We start from the raw sequence: 20,762 nt of genomic DNA on the forward strand, positions 1-20,762 counted from the left end.
TATGAGTATTCAAGAGCTTGTTAAAAAGCTTGAAAATATGGGATATAAAAATATCTATACTTGGTGTGATGACCCGGGAACTTACTACGACTGGCACACCCATAAATATGATGAAGTTAGATTAGTTTATAAAGGCTCAATAGTGATAGGTACAGAAGAAGGAGTTTATCACTTAAAAGAGGGAGATATACTGGAAGTAAAAGCAGGTACAAGACACTGGGCTAAAACTGAGGAAGGTGTTTGTTATCTGTGTGGTAGTAAGTAAACATTTTGTGAGGGAAATTAACAATTTAGTGTAAATCCAAATTGACAAAGTTATACTAAGTAAGTAAAAATAAAAATATAAGTATAAACTTTAGAACCTAAATGGAATCTAATGAAAGACTTACTAATGGCTGATGTAAGGATGAGATAGACTTTTGGAGGAGGGATATGAAACTTAGGAAAATAAATATTGAAAATTTTAGATGTTACAAAGATGAAACTGAAGTAGAAATAGAGGACTTAACTGTTTTTGTAGGTGCTAACGATTCGGGTAAATCCTCAATTTTAGAAGCTTTGGATATATTCTTTAATGAAGGTAGAGCTGAAATTAGGTTTACGGAAGACGATATAAATATACACGCAAGAATGGAAGGAAAACATGATGTAAAAATAACTTGTGTATTTGAGGATATACCTGAACAATTTCTGAGAAGATTAGAGGAAAATAACATACCTATAAATGATTCTTCAATTACAATTTCTAAAACTTTTGGAAAGAATAATAAAACTTTTTTAAACGGAGAGGAATTGAGTAAAAAACTTATTGGGGAAATTAAAGATTATCTTCCAATTTATGGATTATTTAAGGTAGATAGAACAAACACTGACGATAATCCAGAAATCAAAGATCCACTAATGTTTGCTGTTGAAAAATCATTAAAAGAACAAGAGATAAAGTATAAACTTCAGGAAGTAGCTGAAAAAATAAAAAAGGCTATTGAAGATGTAGCCAATGGTACATTAGATAAATTAAAGAAACTTAACGGTAATATTGCTACTGAACTTAATGTATACATACCAGATATTGAAGAGCTAAAATGGCGTGATGTTTTTAAGAGAATAGGAATATATAGTGATAAAGGTATTCTGTTAAATAAAAGAGGAAGTGGGGTTAGGCGCCTTATATTGCTAAGCTTTTTTTTATTTGAAGCTGAACGCAAAAGATACGAAAGACATACTGATGAAATTGAAATTTCTACTATTTATGCGATTGAAGAACCAGAAACCTCTTTACATCCTGATCAGCAGAAGCAGTTTATAAACAGTTTAATAGAATTATCAAGTAATGAAAAAGTTCAGGTTTTACTAACTACACATAGTCCATATATTGCTAAATTAATACCTGTAAATAGTCTACGATTTATAGACCAAGGTTATCAATACACATTGCCTAAAGTTAGTAGTTATAAAGAAGATAATAATATCCTTTTAAATATAGCAAAAAGACTTGGTATACATCCTATAAATACAAAGGTGGTAATCTTTGTTGAAGGAAATACAGATAAGAAATTTTTAATTAACATTAACGAAAATATAAAGGAGCTAAAAGATTTAATACACTTAAATAGTGAGATTGAGAATAATACTATAACCATTATTCCATTAAATGGTTCAAACCTGATAGATTGGATTAATGCACATTATTTAAAAGGTTCTGGTTTATTAGAATTTCATCTATATGATAATGATAGAAAAGATTATCAAGAAATTATAGAAAAAGTTAATGATAGAAATGATGGATCAATTGGGCTTACGACCAGCATGAGGGAAATTGAAAACTATATACACTGGGATCTGATAGAAGAAGAATTTAATATAAAAATAACAGATAATATACGTTGAGTGAGAAATTAATGCCATAATTAAACCTCACAGTACCTGAAAAAGCTATAACCTATTGCATAAGCATACAAATATGAAAGAAGCGTTATACCTTTTCTCCATCTGCTAAGAGCGTTAAATTGTTTTAACCTTGAAAATACGCTCTCAATAATCTGCCTTTGAGCTTTATCCTCTTTTGTCTCACATACGATAACATTCTCACATCCTCTATAGCCTTTGTCTCCTATTACTTCAAAAAGGCTTATAAGTCTTTTAAACCAAATACTAGTTTTTGCTCTTAACCTAAAAGATTTAACTTCATGATAACTTGCTGGATGAAACCAAATGTCATAAACTCTTCCCTTTGTATCACAAATTATCATAACAAGCACTCCATAGTATATCTCTTCAAATTTTACTCTTTTTTTGTAGTGTTGACTGTATAGATTTCTTTTTCTTCTTACCCAAAACTTCTTTCCATTAAATCTCTTTATTCTCTGGGTTTTTGCTCTGTTTACATTAGCTACTGGAAGTATTGTACCATCTACTATAAGCCTTGGTTTTTTATTAGATACCAAAACTTCTATAATTACAGACAGTATTCTCATTTGTAGATATATTCTAAGCAGTTCGTATATTCTTTTAATTCTTGATTTTCTGAATATGTGATAAGACTTTATAGAGTCATCAATAAATTGTCTTGCTATTTTCAAAACAGGCATTCCAGTTATGTATGATAAGATGAAAACTGCTGCTATTTCTTCATCGGTAATTTTTGGTTTTCTACCAGCATTAGATTTAGCTGTATTCTTATAAAAAGAAACTTTAAATGATTGAAAATTTTTGAGAAGTATGTTATAAAACTTTTCCAGTTGCATTTTTTGACCTCCCAAAAGTAGTTTGGGTATATTATAACCCGAGCTACTTTTGGCTTTTTATTAGAAATAAAATTGAAAAAATGAATTTCTCACTCAAGGTATTTAATGATTATAAAAATTATGATGAATATTTTCTTCAAATAGAAGAATCAAGTGGAGGTATTCCCATTTTATTTATTATTGTCCAGGATAATGAAGTGGAATTATAAATCTCTCAAGAGCAAAACAGATGGAAAAAATTAAAACCGATTTACTACTTAAACACTTATTCAAAAACCCAGCAACAAAACTCATAGAGATAATCCTCGGAAAAAAAGTAGACTGGCAACTCCTTCAAGACACTGACCTTAAAATAGTTAAAAACAGAGAAGCTGACTTGGTTGTTAAATTGGAAGATAATACCATTCTACACATAGAGATACAAAGCACCAATGACCCTTCTATGCCATATAGAATGTTTGAATACTTCTACCTTATCACCGACAAATACAAACCAAAAGACTTAATTCAAGTATGTATATACATAGGAAAAGAGCCTTTAAAAATGTCAGACAAGATACAGTTTTCAGACTGGACTTACAGATATAGACTGATAGATATGAAAGATATACCGTGTAAAGAGTTAGTAGCAAGTCCAAATATCACAGACAAACTGCTTGCAGGACTGTGTAAGATAGAAGACCCTAAGTTTTATGTAGAAAATGTGATAAAAGAGATAAAGAACGCAAACCCAAAAGACAGAAAAGAACTATTTACACTGTTTCTTGAAATAAGTAAAATAAGGAATAATATAGAGGAAGAGATAAGAAGTTATATAACACAGGAGGATTTTGAGATGCCAATTACAATAGAGTGGACAAGGGAAGAGATAGAGAGTTATCCAGTGTTAAGAGATGTTTTAAAGATTGGGAAAGAGGAAGGTTTTAAAGAGGGACTACAAAAAGGATTAAAAGATTCAATTATTGAATCACTTGAGTTAAAGTTTGGAGAATTGCCAGAAGAGATAAAGGCTAAAATAAACTCTACTGATGATATAGAAGCTTTAAAGGAAATGAGGAAAAAGGCTATTTTAATACAATCTTTAGAAGAGTTTACATAAGATAAATAAAACTGAGTAGTTAACCATTAAACTCAATCTTAAAAACGGTTTTATTGTCTTCTCTATAATAGCTTAAGCTACCATTTACTAAGTGTTTTAAGCGATTTTTTAAGTTTTGAAGTCCGGTTCCTTCTTTTATCTCTTTAAAGCCTTCCCCGTCGTCAATTACCTCTATAACCACTTTACCATTTTGTCTGTAGCCGTTTATCCATATGTTTCCTCTTGATTTTATCCCATGTTTTATTGCATTTTCTACAAGTATCTGAATAGAAAGCTTTGGTATTTTTACCTCAAGTATAGATGGGTCTATGTTGTAATGTACATTTATCTCAGGAAACCTAACCTTTTGTATAAATACAAAATTTTTAACTATAGACAGTTCCCTCTCAACTGTTATCAAACTCTCCTCATCTATCACTTCCCTTAGATATTTTGCAAAAGTAAGTATAGTTTTCTCAGCAAGCTGAGGATTTATATGTGTAAGTTCTGCTAAAACATTTAGAGTGTTAAATAAAAAGTGTGGGTTTATCTGATATTCAAGAGATTTTAGCCTTGCTACTATTAAAGATTTTTCAAGGTCTGACTTTATCTTTCTTATATTTACAATCCAGTAAAGTAGATACCCAAGTAGTGCCGTAAGTATTCCTATAAGTGTAAAACTTAAAATAAGAATATTTTGGGGAAAGTTTATCTCTACTATATTAAAACCCTTTACTACACAAAATCCTACAACACTTCCCAAAAATCCGGCCAAAAAAGAAAAAGAAAGACTTATAAACTCCCAAAACTTCTCATCAAAATGTTTTAAAACGTATTTGTTAGAAAGATTTATCAATACAAAAGAAAAAAAGAAAATACTCAAACCGAAAATAACACCTGTAACTAAACCTTGATAAAGACTTTCTATACCAATTAAAACAGTTATAAAACTACCTAAAACACCACCAAAAACAATAGCAAAAAGAAAAACAACTAACCAGTCTTGTTTAGATATATCTATAAAATACTTCACGAAAATCTTCCTCTACCTGCAGTAAAAGATTAAAAACTCCTACCGTAACACCCGGATAACCTTGTCCGGGAAAGACCGAATCTCCTACCAAATAAAGCCCTTTTATAGGAGTTATTCCCATAGGATAGTTTAACATAGTGTACTTCCTTCTTAAAGGGATACCTCCCACTGTTCCCTTGTACCTTCCTGTATACCTATTAAATGTGTTTGGAGTTCCTATCATAACATCAGTTTTAGGTAGCATCCTAAACTGTGGTATTTTTTTATAGAGATTTTCCAGTATAAACTCTTTTAACTTTTCCTTTTTTTCAGTGTACTCCTCTTTTGACAAATTTTCCCACAGCTCTATCTTACAGTGGGTTGAGATAGTTATACTTTTGTAGCCTTCTACACTATCACAAGGATCTGCAACAGAGACAAAAAAAGAATAACTGTCTGTATAAGGATTTTTATCGTGTAATATCTGGTAGTGGTGTTTAGAGAGAAGGTTGTTCTCATCCTTTACAGCAAAGTATAAAGTGGCAGAGGACCACAGCTTACTATACTTCTTTTTACTAACTTCACAAAAACTATCTTTTAAACTTTCATCTAACAGCTCACAGTAATCCCATATAGTCCTGTTTAGTATAACTTTTTTTGTGTAAAATTCTCCTTTGTTGGTTTTGACCTCAAAGATGTCTCTCACTCTTGAGATACTCTTTACTTTAACTTTTTTTAAAACGTTTTTATCATCTTTTACAATACTCTCTAAAAAATTACTCATACCACCTTTTACATAGTAGTTAGACAGGTTTGGGTAGGTAAGTCCCATTGAAGCAAAGGAAAAGTTTACTTCGTCCCAGTAGCACTGGGTAGCCATAAGGATTTGACTGTTTAAAAAAGCCTTGTAATCTTCATCAGGATCTGGGATGTAATGCCGTATAACTTTCTCAGCTGTCATTAAACTGTCTTTTATCCCGGATAAAAAGTAATCTAAGTTTGTTATAACTTTTTTTAGCAGGTCAGGGTAGTTTTTAGGGTTAAAAGGTAGGAGTTTGTATATATTTTGCCAGTTGTTTGTAGAAACTTTTTTTACTCTGTTCCAAAGGTTTTTATTGTTTTTGTAAGGAAAGTTTTTGTCTATCTCCTCAAAAGCCCTTTCAAAATCTTTATACCTGTTTATAACTTTGTCTTTGGTATAAACAACTATAGCCGGGTCTATGGGTAAAACTGGAATAGTATTTTTGTCTATATCTAATATTTTTAATAGTATATCCAGTGGTAAATTCTCATCAAGTCCTACAAGGGTAGAAGCTCCTACGTTGTAAAAAAGTCCATCTTTTTTAAAGGTTCCAGCACAGCCACCTAAGTAGTCTAACTTTTCAAAAAGTAAAACTTTCTTTCCAAGTTTTTTCAAAATGGAGTAAGCAACTACACCTCCTATCCCACCACCTACAACTATATAATCTTGCAAAACACACCCCTTTAATTGAGTGAAAGTATATCAAAGAAGTAATCTTTGATGTTGTTTACGATTATATTAAGTTTGTCTGTAGTTTCTAAAACATGGATTGTAAAGATGTCAGTATAAAGGTTAATCCTTGATATTCCTTTACCAGTTATAGTTGTTTGGTTTTCATCTAAGGTTTTTATAACAACTTTATAACTACCGTTGGATATAAAAGTAATCCTACACTCAAGATATCCGGTTCCTTCTATCTTGTAAGTTCCACTGTCTATATTTTTTAAAGCCGTTGTTGAAGAGTCTACTTTTACTATCATCTTAAACACCTTTTTATTTGATTGTAGGTATGATTATAAAAACCATTAAAATCTTTATAAAGGGTAAGATTTTATCGTTTATGGAGTTTAATTTTAATTTCGTTTAAACAGTTTGGAGCTCTTCTGGGTAGGGGTTTAGATACTTTTGAGATGCAAGGTACTCATCTTCAAACCTGTATACAAAGTTTCTAACGAATTCCAGTATCACTGTAAGGTAAATCCTATCGTTTTTTAACTTGTGTAGGAGTGTGTTAAATTGTCTTTTTTCTCCTGTTTTTAGTAGGTCTGAGAAATGTCCGTAGATATGTTGTAAAACGTTTATATGGGCGTTTATAGTTGGATTTTTAGAAAATGTTTTTTTAAACAAACTCTCATACTCTTGAACTGTTTTTTCAAAGCCTAAACTGTCCCAGTTTGCTATCAGTCTTCCCATCTGTTTTAGGTTTGAAGGTGAGTATAACATTAGCAAGTATTTATACCTTTGGTGAAACTTTATTAAGTCTTTTATATGACTGGCTGACTTTTTAAAGTGTCTAAAATCTGCGTAAGCAAATATCTTTGTTAGAAAGTTCTGTCTTATCCAAAAATCGTGGAGTCTACCTTCATCTTCAACTGGAAGGTAGGGGTAAATCTCCTTTGATATTCTTGCGAATATACCGTCTGTTTTTCCAATGGTATGTTTTAAATCTTTCTGGTATAGTTTAGTATCTGATACACCACAGCTGGGAGATTTTGCTTTGAGTAAAAAGCCATCAACTTCTTTTAAACTGTTTAAAAAACTTTTTGAAAACTCTTCTAACTTTTCTGTGTAATCTGTTTTACTTGTAGGTTCTATCATTCTGATAGAGTTGTCTATCTTTGCAAGGATAACTGTAGGTCTTGGGACTGGCATTCCTATATCTACTTCCGGACAGACTGTTATGTAATCTACATACTTTTCAAGTTTTTGGGCAAAATCATCTTGAACTATTCCACCGTTATACCTAACAGCCTCTTTGTTTATACATCTACTTAAAACTACAACAGGTTTACACTCCAAGGTAATCCCTCAAAGCTTTAGCTCCGTCTCTACTTGTTTTAACTGTATCATTTATACCGTTAAAGTATATAACAAGTTTAGACTGCTCTGCAACTTTCATTTCTTTAATTTTAGAAAGATTTACAAGATAACTTTTATGTACTCTGAAAAATCCTTTTGACTTGAGCATATTTTCAAACTCGTAAAGTTTTTTGTTGGAAAAGTACTCGTTATCTTTTGTCCTAACTATGGTCTCTGATAGCTCTGCTTTTATGTAGTATATATCCTCAGGTTTGAGAAGTATAAGCTTGCTCAAGTGCTTAACAGGTATAAAAAAGTCGTTTTCTACCTGTACCATCGTAGACACGTTTGTGATGTTAAGTCTTTTATTTTCAAGATTTTCTATCTTCTTTATAGCATTTTCTACATCAGAAAACTCGTAAGGCTTTAAAATGTAGTCTATAGAGTTTACTTTAAAGGCTTCAAGTGCGTACTCTCCGTAAGCAGTTGCAAAGACGATGTAAGGGTTTAAACCTCTGTTGAGTATTTCTCTTGCCACGTCGATTCCAGTCCCATCAGGAAGTTTAACATCTAAAAACACCACATCAGGCTCAGCTTTTTCAATCTTTTCCAGTGCTTGCTGTTTACTTTCAGCTTCTCCTACAATCTCTACACTATGAATTTTTTGTAAAAATCTTTTTAACCTCTCACGGGCTAAATACTCATCTTCAACGATAAAAACTCTCATCTTTTACACCTCCTACGGCTTAAACACAGCCAAATAAATAACTACTAAACCTGCTATCACCAAAGGAAAAGTAATAGCAAGTATAAATTTATCGTAGATTAAATACCATCTTTCGTTTTTAACGTACTTAAATACCATTATACCGTTTACAACTTCAAGGGGTAGAAAAAAGCCAAAAACTATTAAAATCTTGTACTTTAGCCAACTACTTTCTAAGGTCAAACCTCCATGAAAAACCATACCCAACCCAAAAACTACAACAAACCCAAAAAATAAAAGCTCAAAAACAGTCAAAAATCTGTAAAAACTTCTAATTTCTTCCTGATTTGATAAATCTTTTTTTATAAAAGTTTTATACAGTAAATAAATCCCTAATGAAGATGTAGAAGAAACCCAACCTATAACGGAAAGTATATGAAAGTACTTAAAAAGAAGGTACATGGGGGTTAAACCCCATGCCTTACTTTACTTACCACCAAATAGCGTACCAAGGTAGAAAACCACTCCTATTCCTATAATGTGAACAATCCACCAACCTATCCTTAGAAACCTAAAAGCCTCTGGTAGTTGCATGGTACTTACCTCCCTATTTTAATTACACTAAAAGGTTAATCTTTTGTAAAAGGTATAACAATCTGTTTAATTACGTTTCATGTTATGTTTTTGTAAGTACATATAAAAATCAACCAACTTTTTTGTTATCTTAGATTTTAAAAAGCAGGAGTAATCTATGTTTGAAGAAAGGTTAGAGAAACTAAACAACTTACCAGATAACCTATCAGGAAAGTACATTCTTTACTCTATGGAAGCTTCCTTAAGGGAAGATTTTAACTTTAGCCTTGAGTTTGCCATACAAAAAGCAAATAAACTAAATAAACCTCTTTTAGTTAGCTTTTTTATAACAGACAAATACAAACACTCAAATCAAAGGTACTACAAATTTATGATAGAAGGGATTTTAAAAACAAAAAAAGCTATAGAAGAAAGGGGAATAAAGTTTGTGATACAAAAAGATGACTACGTCAATGGAACTTTAAAACTATCTAAAGAAGCTGTATGTATAGTATTAGACAAAAACTATCTAAAAACCCAAAGAAAGTGGAGAGAGAATATAGCTAAGGCTTCCCAAGTGGCAGTTTACCAGCTTGAAAATGATGTAGTAGTCCCTATACAGGTAGTGTCAGACAAACCTATCCCTTACGCATACTTGTATAGAGATAGATTAAACAAAGTGATAGACAGATTTTTAAAACCTGTTGAAAAAATAGATTTGAAAGTAAACTCTAAAGACTTGGATGTTGAAAGTTTAGAGTTTAAAACACCAGATGAGTTTTTAAGTATACTAAATATAGACAAAACTGTTAGTACTGTGGATAAATACTTTGTAGGTGGGTATGACGAAGCTGAAAAAAGACTGAAAGAGTTTATAGAGAAAAAACTTTATAAATACAAAGAGTTTAGGTCAGACCCTTCAAAGGATTACACTTCAAACCTTAGTCCTTACCTACATTTTGGACAGATTTCACCCCTTAAGATTGTGTTAGAGGTTTTAAAACATTACGATAAAAACGATGAGAATGTAGTGTCATTCTTCAATGAACTTATAGTGTGGAGAGAGTTGTCAAGGAACTTTTGCTGGTACAATCCACTGTACAACCAGTATGAAGGTATTCCTCAGTGGGCAAGGCAGACTCTTGAGGAACATAAAAAGGATAAAAGAGACTATGTATATTCTTTGCAAGAGTTTGAAGAAGCTAAAACCCACGACCCATACTGGAACGCTGCACAAAAAGAACTTTTAAAAACAGGAAAGATACATAACTATATGAGAATGTACTGGGCTAAAAAGATAATAGAGTGGACAGAAGATCCAAAACAAGCCTTTGATATTGCTTGCTACCTTAACGACAAGTACGCTTTAGATGGAAGAGATCCTAACGGCTATGGAGGAATATCTTGGTGTTTTGGCACTTTTGATAGACCTTGGCAGGAGAGGAAAGTTTTTGGGAAAATAAGGTATATGAACGACAAAGGTTTAGAGAGAAAGTTTGATGTAAAATTTTATATGTTTAAAACAGACAGGAGCTAACTATGGAGTTTGAAAAAATATTTAAAAGCCTTCCTGAAGGAAACTATACCCACGCACTTATTCCAAGACCTACAGCCGTAGTTTGTGTAAAAAACAATCCTTTTACAGTTGCCCATCACACACCTGTTAATAAAGACCCTTTTATCTACGCCATATCAGTAGATAAGACAAATTACAGCTATAGCCTTCTACTTGAAAGTCAGGATTTTAGTATAAACTTTCTACCTTTTGAATTTGTAAAGCATATACACACAATAGGAAAAACTCATGGAAATGAAGTTGATAAGTGGGAGATTACAAATTTAAAACACCAAAAAGGTACGATGATAGAATCTTACATAATAACAGACTCTCTTGTCATTTATGAATGTAAAAAGGTGAACCATGTAGAGTTTCAAGACCACTGTTTGTTTTTTGGGAAGGTTGTAATGAAGCACTACAAGAAAGGATTTATTAAACCAAATAAAGTTAGATTTACACTTTTCCATGGTAAAAACTTTTACTCAACAAACAAGCATCCTAAAAAGCTGTTTTTTGATAATCTTTAACAATCTCTTCTTTGGTTTTACACAGGCAGGGGTCTAAGTATGGCTTTGCAAGGGGAGAGGTTTCTAACCTTTGTTTTTCTTTTTCCGGAAGTTCCGGTATATCTCCCTTTATCGTTGCCACAGTTGATGGACTTCTTCTTCCTACTGGCTCAACAAGTCCTATCTTAAAGCCTGCCTCTATCAAGCCTTTTCTAACTGGTAGTGAAGCTGAGTATGTAGCTAAGATGGCCTTGTCTGTCATAAGATTTTTTACAACTTTAAATAGGTCTAAAGTCCACATCTCAGTGTTTACCTTCGGTGAAAATGGGTCGTAAAATACTGCATCAAACTTGTATCCGGATTTTGATAGATCTAAAAGTATCCTTCTTCCCTCTCCTAAGACTACAGTCAGACTCACTCCGTCAGCTGAAGCAGTGTAAGATGGGTAGATATTTTCGTTAAGTGTTATTTTTGATGGTTTTAAAGATTTTATAAAGTTGTACTCTTTTTGAAGGTTTTCTGGAATTTCCATCTGGTTTATTCTTTCTAAAAAATTTTCGTCCTTTTCTACTGAGACAATGTTTATCTTTATATTTTGATTGTTTTCTTTTGCAACTTTTACAGCAACTGCAACATTATAACCAAGTCCAAATCCTACATCTAAGATGTTTATCTCCTCTTTTTCCTTTGCCAGTTTGTCTATCTTACATGGGAGGGTAAACTTGTACAGACTTTCTGTGTAGGCTCCGGCTTTTGTACTATGGTAAGCCTCGTTGTAATCAAAGTTGTAAAAAGTCTGAGTTCCATCAGCCGTTATCACTCTACCATCTGTAAACCTTATATCAAGGTAAGTTTTTATTATCTTTAACTCAAGTAAATACTTGGCAAAAAGTCTTATTGATTGAATGTTTTCTTTATCAAGTCCGTACCTGAGATTTTTTAAATACTCTTTTTTACTTAAGTCTAAATCCAAACTGTCTAAACGTTCAAAAAAATCTCTTACATTCTGTTTTAACCTTTTTTCAAAATCTAAAACTTTTTCTCTATTTTTTAAAAAGAAATCTTTATTAACACACCAAAGGGCAAATGTAAAAGGTAAACCTGTCTTGTCAAACCACAACTTTGAAAGGTCGTAAACGTACTTATAATCTTTTTTATACTCTATTGCTTTATCTCCTATCAGTAAAACAGACTGTCTTTTTTTGTAATTATCAAAGTATTTATAAATAGGTTTTTTACCTAAAAAAATCTCAAACACAACCCTTGTTAGATAAACAGATGTTTTAGACTCCTTTGTAAGATAAACAACCTCTACATCTTCTAGTGGAAGGTCTGAGCCTATTATTACAGAGTTAACTTCTTTGTAGGAGCTGATTGATAAATCAGGAATGATTAAATACTGGTAAAAGTTTTCTAAATACTCAGCTGCTGAGACTATTCCTATGTCTATTTTTTTCTCTTTTAGCAGTTTATTTAGGTTTGATGGGTAGTCTTTTACTATAGTGATGTCTTTAAATCTATCTATACCAAAAGGAAGTGTGTTTAAGTAATCTATCCACCCTACTTTCATTTTAGTTTTTCTAAAATAAATGTTTTTAACCTAAGGGTTATAACACTTACAATAAATCCAATTAATAAACTAAACACAACAACGAGTAAAGAGTAGATAAAAGGCTGTTCCAGTAGTAATTTAGCAAAGTAGTTTGAGGCTGTAAGATGGAAAACTTCCTTTGGTGGAGCTTTTATTAGTTGATAAAGACTATACGAAGCAACAACAATCATCAAAACAGCAAGCATCATCTTTATGTAAAACTTGTTTACCTTTTGACCTAACACCGCTCCAAATACAGCTCCAAAAGAAGAGCCTAAAATTAAAATCACTGTTAAAACTATATCAACACCGTGGTTTACGTAAGAGTGGAAAAATGCTAAAAATGAGGCAACAAACACCATTTGAAAAATACTTATAGATACAGCACTTATAACCTCATAACCTCCAAGGTACATCAAAGCAGGAGTGATAAGGTTTCCTCCTCCTATTCCCATTACAGCTGCTAAAAATCCTGATGAAAACCCAATAAATGCAGGGAGAAAAATAGTTAGCTCACCAGTTTTAAATTGTGTTTTAAAAGGTAGATTTTTAATAAACTGGGGTATCTGGTTAGGCTCTTTTTTATGTCTGTTTTTTATACTTTCTACTAAGATAAAAAGTCCTAAAGTTAGCAAGTAAACAACATAAACACTTAAAACAAACTTCTTTACATACCCAAGGCTTTTAAGAAGGTTTATTAAAAAAACACCAAACGAACCTCCTATAAAGCCAAAAACTACTATGTAAAGCCCCATTTTAACATCTACAACCTTTGACTTTAGGTAAGTTAAAAATCCGGATAAAGAAGCTCCAGATATCTGACTTATAGATGACCCAACTACAACAACAGAAGGTATATTCATATTTAGTAAAACTGGATTAAGTATTATACCTCCACCTATTCCAAGCATTCCTGACAAAACACCAACCACAAAACCCAAGACAAGGACGTGTATTACATTTACTTCAACGTTTGCTATTGGAAGAAGTATTTCCATTATACTCCGTACTTTTCCTTTAGTTTATTTAAAAGTCTCTCGTAAAGCTCTTTATCAGTGTCTAAAAGATTTTTTACTGATTGAACGTCCTTGTCTCCTCTTCCAGATAGGTTGATAACGACTGATTGGTGTTTGTCTAAGTTTTTTGCAATTTCTACAGCTTTTATAACTGCGTGGGAGCTCTCTAAAGCTGGTATTATACCTTCTGTTCTTGATAGTAGTAAAAATCCTTCTAACGCCTCTTCGTCAGTAGCTGTTATGTAGGTAGCTCTTCCAGATTCTTTTAAGTAAGCATGTTCTGGTCCTACACCCGGATAGTCTAATCCAGCAGATATTGAGTGAGTTGTTTCTATCTGTCCCCACTGGTCTTGTAAAAAGTAAGATTTCATACCGTGTAAAACACCTACAGACCCTCCAACTATACTTGCAGCATGCATTCCAGTCTCAAGTCCGTATCCTCCGGCCTCTACTCCTACTAACTTAACTTCTTCATCTTCTATAAACGGGTAGAATATACCAATTGCATTACTTCCACCACCTACACAGGCGACTATTACATCTGGAAGTTTTCCTTCTATCTCAAGTATCTGATTTTTTACTTCTTCTCCAATAACTGACTGAAAGTCCCTCACAATCATAGGAAATGGATGAGGTCCCAAAGCTGATCCTATTATGTAGTGGGTTGTCCTTACGTTTGTAACCCAGTCTCTTAAAGCTTCGTTAACTGCGTCTTTTAAAGTTCTACTTCCGGATTTTACTATCTCTACTTTAGCTCCAAGAAGTTTCATTCTAAAGACATTTAGAGCTTGTCTTTCTGCATCTTCTTCTCCCATGTAGATTGTACACTCAAGTCCAAATAGAGCTGCAGCTGTTGCTGTTGATACTCCGTGCTGTCCTGCTCCTGTTTCTGCTATTATTCTCTTTTTACCTAATCTTTTTGTAAGTAAAACTTGACCTAAAGTGTTGTTAATCTTATGAGCTCCTGTATGGAGTAAATCCTCTCTTTTTAAGTATATTTTAGCTCCACCTACTACTTGTGTAAGTCTTGAAGCAAAGTAAAGTGGTGTAGGTCTTCCTGCATACTCTGTTAGGTAATAAAGTAGCTGTCTTTTAAAGTCTCCGTCGTTTTTTATCTTTAAATACTGCTGCTCTAACTCTTCTAAAGCTGGGATTAAAGTCTCTGGTAAATACTTTCCTCCAAACTGTCCGTAGTATCCTCTTTCATCGGGGAATGTGTATTTTTTCATCTTGGCTCCTTTTTTTTGTTTTAAAAATTATTTTAATTTTTTCCTTTCCTCATAATAGTCTTTAACTGTTAAAAAAGCAATTACTCCAAAAGATATTAAAGCTGTTAAGACAGCCAAAACAAACATTGCTAAACCTATCTTTTCCATCCCTATACCTCTTTCAAAATTTTATGAATTCTTAAATAAATCCATAAAGCTGTAATAGAAAAAACTATTACAAAAGTAGATAAAATAGAAATGATTAAACTATCTAATTCTTTCGAGCTATATAAACGATATAAAACTGTTCCAATTCCAGCTCCCAAAGTTAGAATAGTAAATACTAAAGTTCTTAAAATTCCTTCATAAACTTTTGCTTTTTCAATTTCCAGTTTTTTAAGTTCAAGTTCTTTTTCTTTTTCCATAGTTTAGCCTTCTTTATTTCTTTCTCCTTCACTTTTTAAATATATTTCATAAAGCTTTTTTCTGTAGTTTTCTCCATATCTAAATATTTACCTATTTTTTAATATATCTAATATTTCTTGACTTTCTTTTGTAGGTTGATTTTCTTGAGGTTGAGGGTTTGTTTCTTCAGTTGGAGGAGATTCTCCTTGAGGTTGTGGATTTTCTTCTGGTTTTTTAAACAGTTGAGAAAAATCTACTTGGTTTCCATCACAGTCTACTGTAGGATAAGTTCCTTCTACAAAGAGTATATACCTTCCGGGACAGTTTTCATTAGCAACTTTGTTTGTAATTGGGTCTATAGGTATGTAAACTGTTCCTTCTACTTTAGGAAACTCTTTATAAACACCAGACCTGTTTGCGTAGTTCATTATGTCTATCCACAGTGGTAGTGCAGCTTCTGCACCTGCCATTCCTTTTCCAATAGGTTTTCTTTTATCGTATCCAACCCATACAACTGTTGTAAGGTCAGGGTCAAACCCAGCAAACCAAGCATCAGAATAATCGTTTGTTGTCCCTGTTTTTCCTGCAACAGGGACTGACATTGAAGATGCTTTAACAGCAGTTCCTTCAAGAACAACAGCCCTTAATAGGTCAACCATAACAGCGGATTCTGGTTTAGGAAGGACCTCCTCACATTTAGGGCCTTGTCTGTAAAGTATATTTCCTTCTTTATCTACAACCTTCCTTATAAAGTAAGGCTCACATTTTGTTCCATAGTTTCCAAAGGTTGCAAAGGTATTTGCAAGCTCAATAGGAGTTATCTCTACTGACCCAAGGGCTAAAGAGTAGTATTTTGGAAGTTTTTGTTTTATTCCTACTTTGTATGCAACAGATAAAACCGGGTCAAAGTCTATCTGAGACAGTAGATAAACAGTAGCTGCGTTTAAACTCTTTGCTAAGGCTTTTCTTAAAGTAACTGTTCCGTAATAATTTCCATCGTAGTTTTTTGGAGTCCATTCTTTGTTTTGACTGTAATCCCAAAAACTTATTGGTTTATCTTCTAAAGTAGATATTTGAGTATATCCATTTAAAAGTGCTGCCATGTATATAATAGGTTTTATTGCAGAACCAGGCTGTCTTTTACTTTGGAAAACCCTGTTAAACTGAGATTTTCTAAATTCGTACCCACCTATTAAAACTCTTATACCACCTGTTTTTGAGTCTATAGATACTACTGCAGCTTCTAAGAATGGTAAAACTTTAAAAGTACCATTTTCTTGGTACCTTACATAAACGTAATCACCAACTTTAAGATTTGCTGTGTTTTTTACAAGAGCCTCCCCTTCAACTTGGTCTATGCTAAATGAGATTTTACCTTTAGATATACTTTTAATCTGAGCTACGTATATATAGTTTTTAATGATTGTATCAGGAGATACTTTTTGATTTTCGTACCTTACTTTTAAGTATTCTATGTCATCTTTTGATAGTTTTGGGAATCCTACTCTGTTTTGTAAGTCTTCAAGCCACTGTTGAACTCTTTTTTGGGCATACATCTGTAGAGCTGTATCTATGGTTGTGTATATTTTTAACCCACCTTGACTTATTGCGTCTTCTCCGTAGTTGTCTATCACCCACTGTCTTATAATCTCTGTAAAGTAGTCGTTAAAATTATCAGACCTTATGATTCCAGCCAATTTAATAGGTTTTTCTACACAGCTTTTATAGTCAGCTTCTGTAATGTATCCCTCTTCTAACATTCTCTGTAAAACGACTTGTTTTCTTTTTTCTGCTAAGTCTGGGTTAACGTAGGGATTATACTTAGATGGAGCTTTTGGAAGACCTGCTAAAACAGCAGCTTCACATAAATCTACTTGAGATATACTTTTACCAAAGTATGTCCTTGCAGCTGCTTCAACTCCATAACTTCCCTGTCCCAAGTATATCTGATTTAGGTACATCTCTAGGATTTTGTCTTTTGAGTATATTTTGTTTAATCTAACTGCTAACACAGCTTCTTTTATTTTTCTGGATAGACTTTTTTCTGGGGTTAGAAATAGATTTTTTGCAAGTTGTTGTGAGATTGTACTACCACCTTCTGCTTTTCCCATTTTTATAATGTTTTTTATACCAGCTCTGATTATAGCAAAGATATCAATGCCTGGATTAGAGTAAAACGTTTTATCTTCCGTAGCTATAAAAGCTTTTTTTACATGGTCAGGAATTTTATCTATGGAAACATAGTACCTTTTTTGTATAAAAAGTTCGTTGTATACTTTATCTTGGTAATCAAGTATAACAGAAGCTTCTGGCGGCTTCCAGTTTTCCAGCTGTCTAACATCTGGAAGGTCTCTTGTTATAACAAATACATATATACCAAAAACAAGGAACAAAAGAGAAAATATGGACAGTCCTATTAATACTACTCTATTCAAAATAAATTTAACCTCGTTTAATCAGTTTAAAAATTTAATACATAACTATTTTACCAAAATTTAAGGTCTGATTTAGCTTGTTTAAGTATAGAAAACAAAGGGACAAAAAGTCCCTTTTAATTTTTGTTAGAATCCTTTTTTAGGTTTAGTTGTTTCTCTTTGATAAACCTCTTTATCTGATTGTTCGGCTAATTTTGATAATGGTAAATACTTATAAGTTAGGTACATATTCCAAGAAACCCAAGGAGCAGATAAAGATATTTCGTAATTATCTATTTTCCATACAGCTATGCCATCTGCAAGATAAGGTTTAACATATCTTACTGGAGTACCATATTTACTTTTTAACTGGTTATAAATTTCATAAAACTCTTTTTTGTCCATATCCAGATTGAGAATGTAATTAATTTCATATACTGTTCCCTTGTAAAATCAAAATTTTGCTACTTTTAAATAATCTATTGGTAAATTTTTAACAAAAATACCATATACGTCTGGATTTTGAATGTTTTCATTGTTTACAAGTCTATACCCTTCTTCTGTTATTCTACCACCTTCTTTTTGTATAATACTTTTCACCGTTTGAACATTATCTTTACCTAACTGAATACCAAATGGAGCTGGTATTTCTTTTGCGTGAAGATGGAATGAAAAAATTACAGCTAAAACAAGTGCAAAGTAAACCCTTTTCAACATCTTTCTCCTCCTTGTTGAATTTTAAAAACTCACTTTTGTCTATATTTATTTAACTATCAATCTTATAAATTCTGACATAATCCTATTGAGAAAATATAATCTTTCCTTTTTCTAATTTTCCTTGAATTGGAGCTCCATCAAGACTATTAATTTTACTTCCAACATTTATATAAAACCCATATTTATTAACTTTAGGTGTATTTTTTTGAAAATCCATCTCTACGATTGGTAAAACCTCTCCTTCAAATTCAATCTTTGAGTTAATGTTTAATTCAATAAAATAAGGAGAATGCTCTTTTTGTTCTATATTAATCTTATCTCCTTCTATCCACCAAAATTTTTCGTCTATATCTTTACCTAACTCCACTAATTCTAATTCTCCAAATCCATATCGCACATCTGATCCTACATAAATTTTTGGTTTTTCTTTTAAAAAGTTTATATCTTCATCTATAAATACTATACCTATCCAGTGTAAATTGTTTTGTAGATTACTTAATTTTTCTATATTTTGAAACTCCCTTTTTGGTCTTGGTAATATATAGTCAATTTCGTGAAGGCTTTTGTCTTTGGCTTTTCTGTTAATAGGTTCAACGGCTGTTTGAACATAAGTATCGACAAAGTAGGCTCTAAATTCCTCCTCTGAAAAATCACCTAAATGAAACTCTCCATCTTTATAAGATGGTTTTAAAATATTTTTTCCATCAAAACTTGGAAAAAAGTTTGATATTGTTTTAAATTTATTTTCATCGTTTTCATCGTATTGACTATTTTTTTGATAATAAGCATTTGTCAGAGCTCCCCACATAGTTTGTCCAGATATAAATAAATCTGTTTCTTTAACTACACCCCACTTGGTAGAACCTATATGAATAGGTTGATTTTGCCTGAAGACAAGTTTATACCAAGGCATCTTAATCCTCTCCCTGTGCTCTAGCATGATAATAAGCATAAATAAGAGTTTTCTCAAGAATCTGTTTTAAAAAAAGAAGGTTGTGAAGGTCATTTGAAATATCTATGAAGTATTTAGTTATTTTATCTAATCTTTCTAGTTCTTTATTTTCTATTCCATTAATCAATTCACTTAAAGATTGTGTAATAAATCTATCTAATTCTGCAATTTTTTTTAAAAATTCAAAAAGATTTTTCTGCTTTTCTTCGTTATCTCTAAATTTATCTAAAGCATAAACCCACATTGCATACACACCATTACTTGCTAAGACTCCTAACAACTTATTTATCTGATTTTTGTCTAAGATTTTTTCACTTACCAGCTCATAAGATACTTTAACAATAAGAGACTCTATATTTAAGTTATTGATTTGATTGCCCATTTTGGCTACCTCCTGATTGAGAATTACCATTTATTAGTTCAATTTTTAACCTTCCAAAACCTCTTGTAGTCATTCCTCCAATACCTAAACTTTCATAATAACGTGCACTATCCTTTAAAGCATCTTTTAATTGTTCACAGGAAGGTAATGATCCTATTTTATTATTCATTTTATTGTTAGAATTAATAAAATTATTCTTATCAAAAATTCTTATATTACCGTAAAAAATGGTTCCTCGTGGAATAGCCTCAGTTGTAAATAGAGCTCCCTCTTTTGCTGACCCTGTTATTGGGTCAATGGAAACAGAAGTTCTAACCTCAAGATTAGAGTTTACAATGTGAGAGAATAAGCTTTCTGGAACAATAACAATGTCTTCTGGTTTAAGTGAAAAATTACTAACTGGAGAATTACTAATATTATGATTACTCTCAACTTCCAAGTAAAGCCAACCTAAATTTAAATATCTTTCGTTTCCATTTTTAGTTTTAATCTTATTTTCTCTCGGAGAGCTTTCATTTATTCCTATTTCTTGTAAGATAGAAGCTGTTGTTATCCATTTTGTCCCTTTAAAAGTAAAAACGGGAAAAAGTAAAATTTTTAAATCACTAAAGAAAATCATTCCCTGCCAGCTTATGTCTTTTTTAGAAAATCCAAATCCTTTACAAACTATACAACATCCACAGTGTCCTGTATTATTTTTATCATTCCTTTCTACAAAAGGAGCGTCATCCTGTCCTGCACAGTTAACTCTCAAAACCTGATTTCCTAAAAAAGCTTTCCAATCATTAGTAGGATTATTTTTCCCATTACAATTTTCTAACTTTTCATCAGAGGTACTACCATTTTGACTTTTATTTTCATCAGTTGAAGTTTGTTTATCTTTTAAATCTTTTAATGTTAATGCTTCTAAAACTACATAGTATCTCCAAGTTCCAGCTAAGCTACTTCCGGGAATTTTAGGAATATTTGTAATAGGGTCTCTGACTATAGTGTTATCAACTCTTCCTATAGTGTATCCACCTGTTCCTATATATATAGGATCTGTAGCCAAGGCAAAAATTTTTAAGGTCTCAACCATA

22 protein-coding genes are annotated in these 20,762 nt (G+C 32.1%); 5 read left to right on the plus strand and 17 right to left on the minus strand.

The annotated features are described in order from the left end of the window. Nucleotide 1 precedes the first annotated feature (1 nt). Both SULAZ_RS04075 and SULAZ_RS04080 read left to right on the plus strand, forming a co-directional pair. Nucleotides 2-265 (plus strand): cupin domain-containing protein, encoded by a 264-nt coding sequence (locus SULAZ_RS04075; RefSeq protein WP_012673888.1) that lies wholly within the window; start codon nucleotides 2-4, stop codon nucleotides 263-265. 167 nt (nucleotides 266-432) lie between these two features. Next, nucleotides 433-1,887, plus strand: a complete 1,455-nt coding sequence (locus tag SULAZ_RS04080) for an ATP-dependent nuclease (RefSeq protein ID WP_012674213.1) — start codon at nucleotides 433-435, stop codon at nucleotides 1,885-1,887. Between the two features lie 20 nt (nucleotides 1,888-1,907). Here SULAZ_RS04080 and SULAZ_RS04085 read toward each other — a convergent pair whose 3' ends face one another. Then, nucleotides 1,908-2,744, minus strand: a complete 837-nt coding sequence (locus tag SULAZ_RS04085) for a hypothetical protein (protein WP_012673773.1) — start codon at nucleotides 2,742-2,744, stop codon at nucleotides 1,908-1,910. Nucleotides 2,745-2,973: 229 nt separating this feature from the next. Here SULAZ_RS04085 and SULAZ_RS04090 point away from each other — a divergent pair, with 229 nt between their 5' ends. Beyond that, nucleotides 2,974-3,843: an RpnC/YadD family protein gene (locus SULAZ_RS04090; RefSeq protein ID WP_012674559.1), complete on the plus strand. Its 870-nt coding sequence runs from the start codon at nucleotides 2,974-2,976 to the stop codon at nucleotides 3,841-3,843. 19 nt (nucleotides 3,844-3,862) lie between these two features. Here the strand turns inward: SULAZ_RS04090 and SULAZ_RS04095 are convergent, their stop codons facing one another. The 6 genes from SULAZ_RS04095 to SULAZ_RS04120 all read right to left on the minus strand — a co-directional run bounded on the left by SULAZ_RS04095 (nucleotide 3,863) and on the right by SULAZ_RS04120 (nucleotide 8,823). Then, complete coding sequence (locus SULAZ_RS04095; protein WP_012673900.1) at nucleotides 3,863-4,855, minus strand: sensor histidine kinase; 993 nt, start codon at nucleotides 4,853-4,855, stop codon at nucleotides 3,863-3,865. After that, nucleotides 4,830-6,308 (minus strand): phytoene desaturase family protein, encoded by a 1,479-nt coding sequence (locus SULAZ_RS04100; RefSeq protein WP_012674829.1) that lies wholly within the window; start codon nucleotides 6,306-6,308, stop codon nucleotides 4,830-4,832. Before SULAZ_RS04100 ends, SULAZ_RS04095 begins: the two co-directional genes overlap by 26 nt. 11 nt (nucleotides 6,309-6,319) lie before the next feature. Beyond that, nucleotides 6,320-6,616 carry a hypothetical protein gene (locus SULAZ_RS04105; RefSeq protein WP_012674088.1) on the minus strand — a complete coding sequence of 99 codons (297 nt, stop codon included), beginning with the start codon at nucleotides 6,614-6,616 and terminating at the stop codon, nucleotides 6,320-6,322. Nucleotides 6,617-6,719: 103 nt separating this feature from the next. Then, nucleotides 6,720-7,655, minus strand: coding sequence for a YbgA family protein (locus SULAZ_RS04110; RefSeq protein ID WP_012675018.1), 936 nt, complete (start codon nucleotides 7,653-7,655; stop codon nucleotides 6,720-6,722). Further along, nucleotides 7,645-8,382, minus strand: coding sequence for a LytR/AlgR family response regulator transcription factor (locus SULAZ_RS04115; protein ID WP_012674225.1), 738 nt, complete (start codon nucleotides 8,380-8,382; stop codon nucleotides 7,645-7,647). Before SULAZ_RS04115 ends, SULAZ_RS04110 begins: the two co-directional genes overlap by 11 nt. A 12-nt stretch (nucleotides 8,383-8,394) precedes the next feature. Further along, the gene (locus SULAZ_RS04120; protein ID WP_012673528.1) at nucleotides 8,395-8,823 is read right to left on the minus strand and encodes a hypothetical protein; all 429 of its coding nucleotides are present in this window, start codon (nucleotides 8,821-8,823) and stop codon (nucleotides 8,395-8,397) included. Between the two features lie 289 nt (nucleotides 8,824-9,112). Here SULAZ_RS04120 and SULAZ_RS04125 point away from each other — a divergent pair, with 289 nt between their 5' ends. Together SULAZ_RS04125 and SULAZ_RS04130 are read left to right on the plus strand one after the other, a co-directional pair. After that, nucleotides 9,113-10,471, plus strand: a complete 1,359-nt coding sequence (locus SULAZ_RS04125; protein ID WP_012674508.1) for a deoxyribodipyrimidine photo-lyase — start codon at nucleotides 9,113-9,115, stop codon at nucleotides 10,469-10,471. Between the two features lie 2 nt (nucleotides 10,472-10,473). Beyond that, nucleotides 10,474-11,019 (plus strand): flavin reductase family protein, encoded by a 546-nt coding sequence (locus SULAZ_RS04130; RefSeq protein WP_012673646.1) that lies wholly within the window; start codon nucleotides 10,474-10,476, stop codon nucleotides 11,017-11,019. Here SULAZ_RS04130 and SULAZ_RS04135 read toward each other — a convergent pair. The 10 genes from SULAZ_RS04135 to SULAZ_RS08900 all read right to left on the minus strand — a co-directional run bounded on the left by SULAZ_RS04135 (nucleotide 10,991) and on the right by SULAZ_RS08900 (nucleotide 20,761). After that, entirely contained in the window at nucleotides 10,991-12,568 is a 1,578-nt protein-coding gene (locus SULAZ_RS04135; protein ID WP_012674370.1) for an MqnA/MqnD/SBP family protein, read from the minus strand. The two genes, SULAZ_RS04130 and SULAZ_RS04135, sit on opposite strands and share 29 nt — an antisense overlap. Then, nucleotides 12,565-13,587, minus strand: coding sequence for a sulfite exporter TauE/SafE family protein (locus SULAZ_RS04140; RefSeq protein WP_012675098.1), 1,023 nt, complete (start codon nucleotides 13,585-13,587; stop codon nucleotides 12,565-12,567). The genes SULAZ_RS04135 and SULAZ_RS04140 overlap by 4 nt, the downstream gene beginning before the upstream one ends. Beyond that, nucleotides 13,587-14,834, minus strand: a complete 1,248-nt coding sequence (gene trpB / locus SULAZ_RS04145; RefSeq protein WP_012674347.1) for a tryptophan synthase subunit beta — start codon at nucleotides 14,832-14,834, stop codon at nucleotides 13,587-13,589. Before trpB ends, SULAZ_RS04140 begins: the two co-directional genes overlap by 1 nt. A gap of 149 nt (nucleotides 14,835-14,983) precedes the next feature. Beyond that, nucleotides 14,984-15,238, minus strand: a complete 255-nt coding sequence (locus tag SULAZ_RS04150) for a hypothetical protein (RefSeq protein WP_012674024.1) — start codon at nucleotides 15,236-15,238, stop codon at nucleotides 14,984-14,986. 87 nt (nucleotides 15,239-15,325) lie between these two features. Continuing rightward, the gene (locus SULAZ_RS04155; RefSeq protein WP_012674782.1) at nucleotides 15,326-17,653 is read right to left on the minus strand and encodes a penicillin-binding protein 1A; all 2,328 of its coding nucleotides are present in this window, start codon (nucleotides 17,651-17,653) and stop codon (nucleotides 15,326-15,328) included. Nucleotides 17,654-17,779: 126 nt separating this feature from the next. Beyond that, nucleotides 17,780-18,037: a hypothetical protein gene (locus SULAZ_RS04160; RefSeq protein ID WP_012673793.1), complete on the minus strand. Its 258-nt coding sequence runs from the start codon at nucleotides 18,035-18,037 to the stop codon at nucleotides 17,780-17,782. A gap of 48 nt (nucleotides 18,038-18,085) precedes the next feature. After that, nucleotides 18,086-18,349: a hypothetical protein gene (locus SULAZ_RS04165; RefSeq protein WP_012675035.1), complete on the minus strand. Its 264-nt coding sequence runs from the start codon at nucleotides 18,347-18,349 to the stop codon at nucleotides 18,086-18,088. Between the two features lie 82 nt (nucleotides 18,350-18,431). Beyond that, nucleotides 18,432-19,262: a hypothetical protein gene (locus tag SULAZ_RS04170; RefSeq protein WP_012674030.1), complete on the minus strand. Its 831-nt coding sequence runs from the start codon at nucleotides 19,260-19,262 to the stop codon at nucleotides 18,432-18,434. Between the two features lies 1 nt (nucleotide 19,263). Continuing rightward, nucleotides 19,264-19,683, minus strand: coding sequence for a hypothetical protein (locus SULAZ_RS04175; RefSeq protein ID WP_012674716.1), 420 nt, complete (start codon nucleotides 19,681-19,683; stop codon nucleotides 19,264-19,266). After that, nucleotides 19,664-20,761, minus strand: coding sequence for an RAMP superfamily CRISPR-associated protein (locus SULAZ_RS08900; protein WP_012674815.1), 1,098 nt, complete (start codon nucleotides 20,759-20,761; stop codon nucleotides 19,664-19,666). The genes SULAZ_RS04175 and SULAZ_RS08900 overlap by 20 nt, the downstream gene beginning before the upstream one ends. Between the last annotated feature and the right edge of the window lies 1 nt (nucleotide 20,762).

This window comes from Sulfurihydrogenibium azorense Az-Fu1 (assembly GCF_000021545.1).
GTDB lineage: Bacteria > Aquificota > Aquificia > Aquificales > Hydrogenothermaceae > Sulfurihydrogenibium > Sulfurihydrogenibium azorense.

Bases quoted from the DNA above. Each gene is read 5' to 3' on its own strand.
- SULAZ_RS04120 (WP_012673528.1), bottom strand. From the start codon at position 8,823: ATGTACCTTCTTTTTAAGTACTTTCATATACTTTCCGTTATAGGTTGG.
- SULAZ_RS04175 (WP_012674716.1), bottom strand. From the start codon at position 19,683: ATGGGCAATCAAATCAATAACTTAAATATAGAGTCTCTTATTGTTAAA.
- SULAZ_RS04170 (WP_012674030.1), bottom strand. From the start codon at position 19,262: ATGCCTTGGTATAAACTTGTCTTCAGGCAAAATCAACCTATTCATATA.
- SULAZ_RS04125 (WP_012674508.1), top strand. From the start codon at position 9,113: ATGTTTGAAGAAAGGTTAGAGAAACTAAACAACTTACCAGATAACCTA.
- SULAZ_RS08900 (WP_012674815.1), bottom strand. From the start codon at position 20,761: ATGGTTGAGACCTTAAAAATTTTTGCCTTGGCTACAGATCCTATATAT.
- trpB (WP_012674347.1), bottom strand. From the start codon at position 14,834: ATGAAAAAATACACATTCCCCGATGAAAGAGGATACTACGGACAGTTT.
- SULAZ_RS04115 (WP_012674225.1), bottom strand. From the start codon at position 8,382: ATGAGAGTTTTTATCGTTGAAGATGAGTATTTAGCCCGTGAGAGGTTA.
- SULAZ_RS04075 (WP_012673888.1), top strand. From the start codon at position 2: ATGAGTATTCAAGAGCTTGTTAAAAAGCTTGAAAATATGGGATATAAA.
- SULAZ_RS04150 (WP_012674024.1), bottom strand. From the start codon at position 15,238: ATGGAAAAAGAAAAAGAACTTGAACTTAAAAAACTGGAAATTGAAAAA.
- SULAZ_RS04130 (WP_012673646.1), top strand. From the start codon at position 10,474: ATGGAGTTTGAAAAAATATTTAAAAGCCTTCCTGAAGGAAACTATACC.
- SULAZ_RS04140 (WP_012675098.1), bottom strand. From the start codon at position 13,587: ATGGAAATACTTCTTCCAATAGCAAACGTTGAAGTAAATGTAATACAC.
- SULAZ_RS04135 (WP_012674370.1), bottom strand. From the start codon at position 12,568: ATGAAAGTAGGGTGGATAGATTACTTAAACACACTTCCTTTTGGTATA.
- SULAZ_RS04105 (WP_012674088.1), bottom strand. From the start codon at position 6,616: ATGATAGTAAAAGTAGACTCTTCAACAACGGCTTTAAAAAATATAGAC.
- SULAZ_RS04090 (WP_012674559.1), top strand. From the start codon at position 2,974: ATGGAAAAAATTAAAACCGATTTACTACTTAAACACTTATTCAAAAAC.
- SULAZ_RS04160 (WP_012673793.1), bottom strand. From the start codon at position 18,037: ATGGACAAAAAAGAGTTTTATGAAATTTATAACCAGTTAAAAAGTAAA.
- SULAZ_RS04080 (WP_012674213.1), top strand. From the start codon at position 433: ATGAAACTTAGGAAAATAAATATTGAAAATTTTAGATGTTACAAAGAT.
- SULAZ_RS04165 (WP_012675035.1), bottom strand. From the start codon at position 18,349: ATGTTGAAAAGGGTTTACTTTGCACTTGTTTTAGCTGTAATTTTTTCA.
- SULAZ_RS04085 (WP_012673773.1), bottom strand. From the start codon at position 2,744: ATGCAACTGGAAAAGTTTTATAACATACTTCTCAAAAATTTTCAATCA.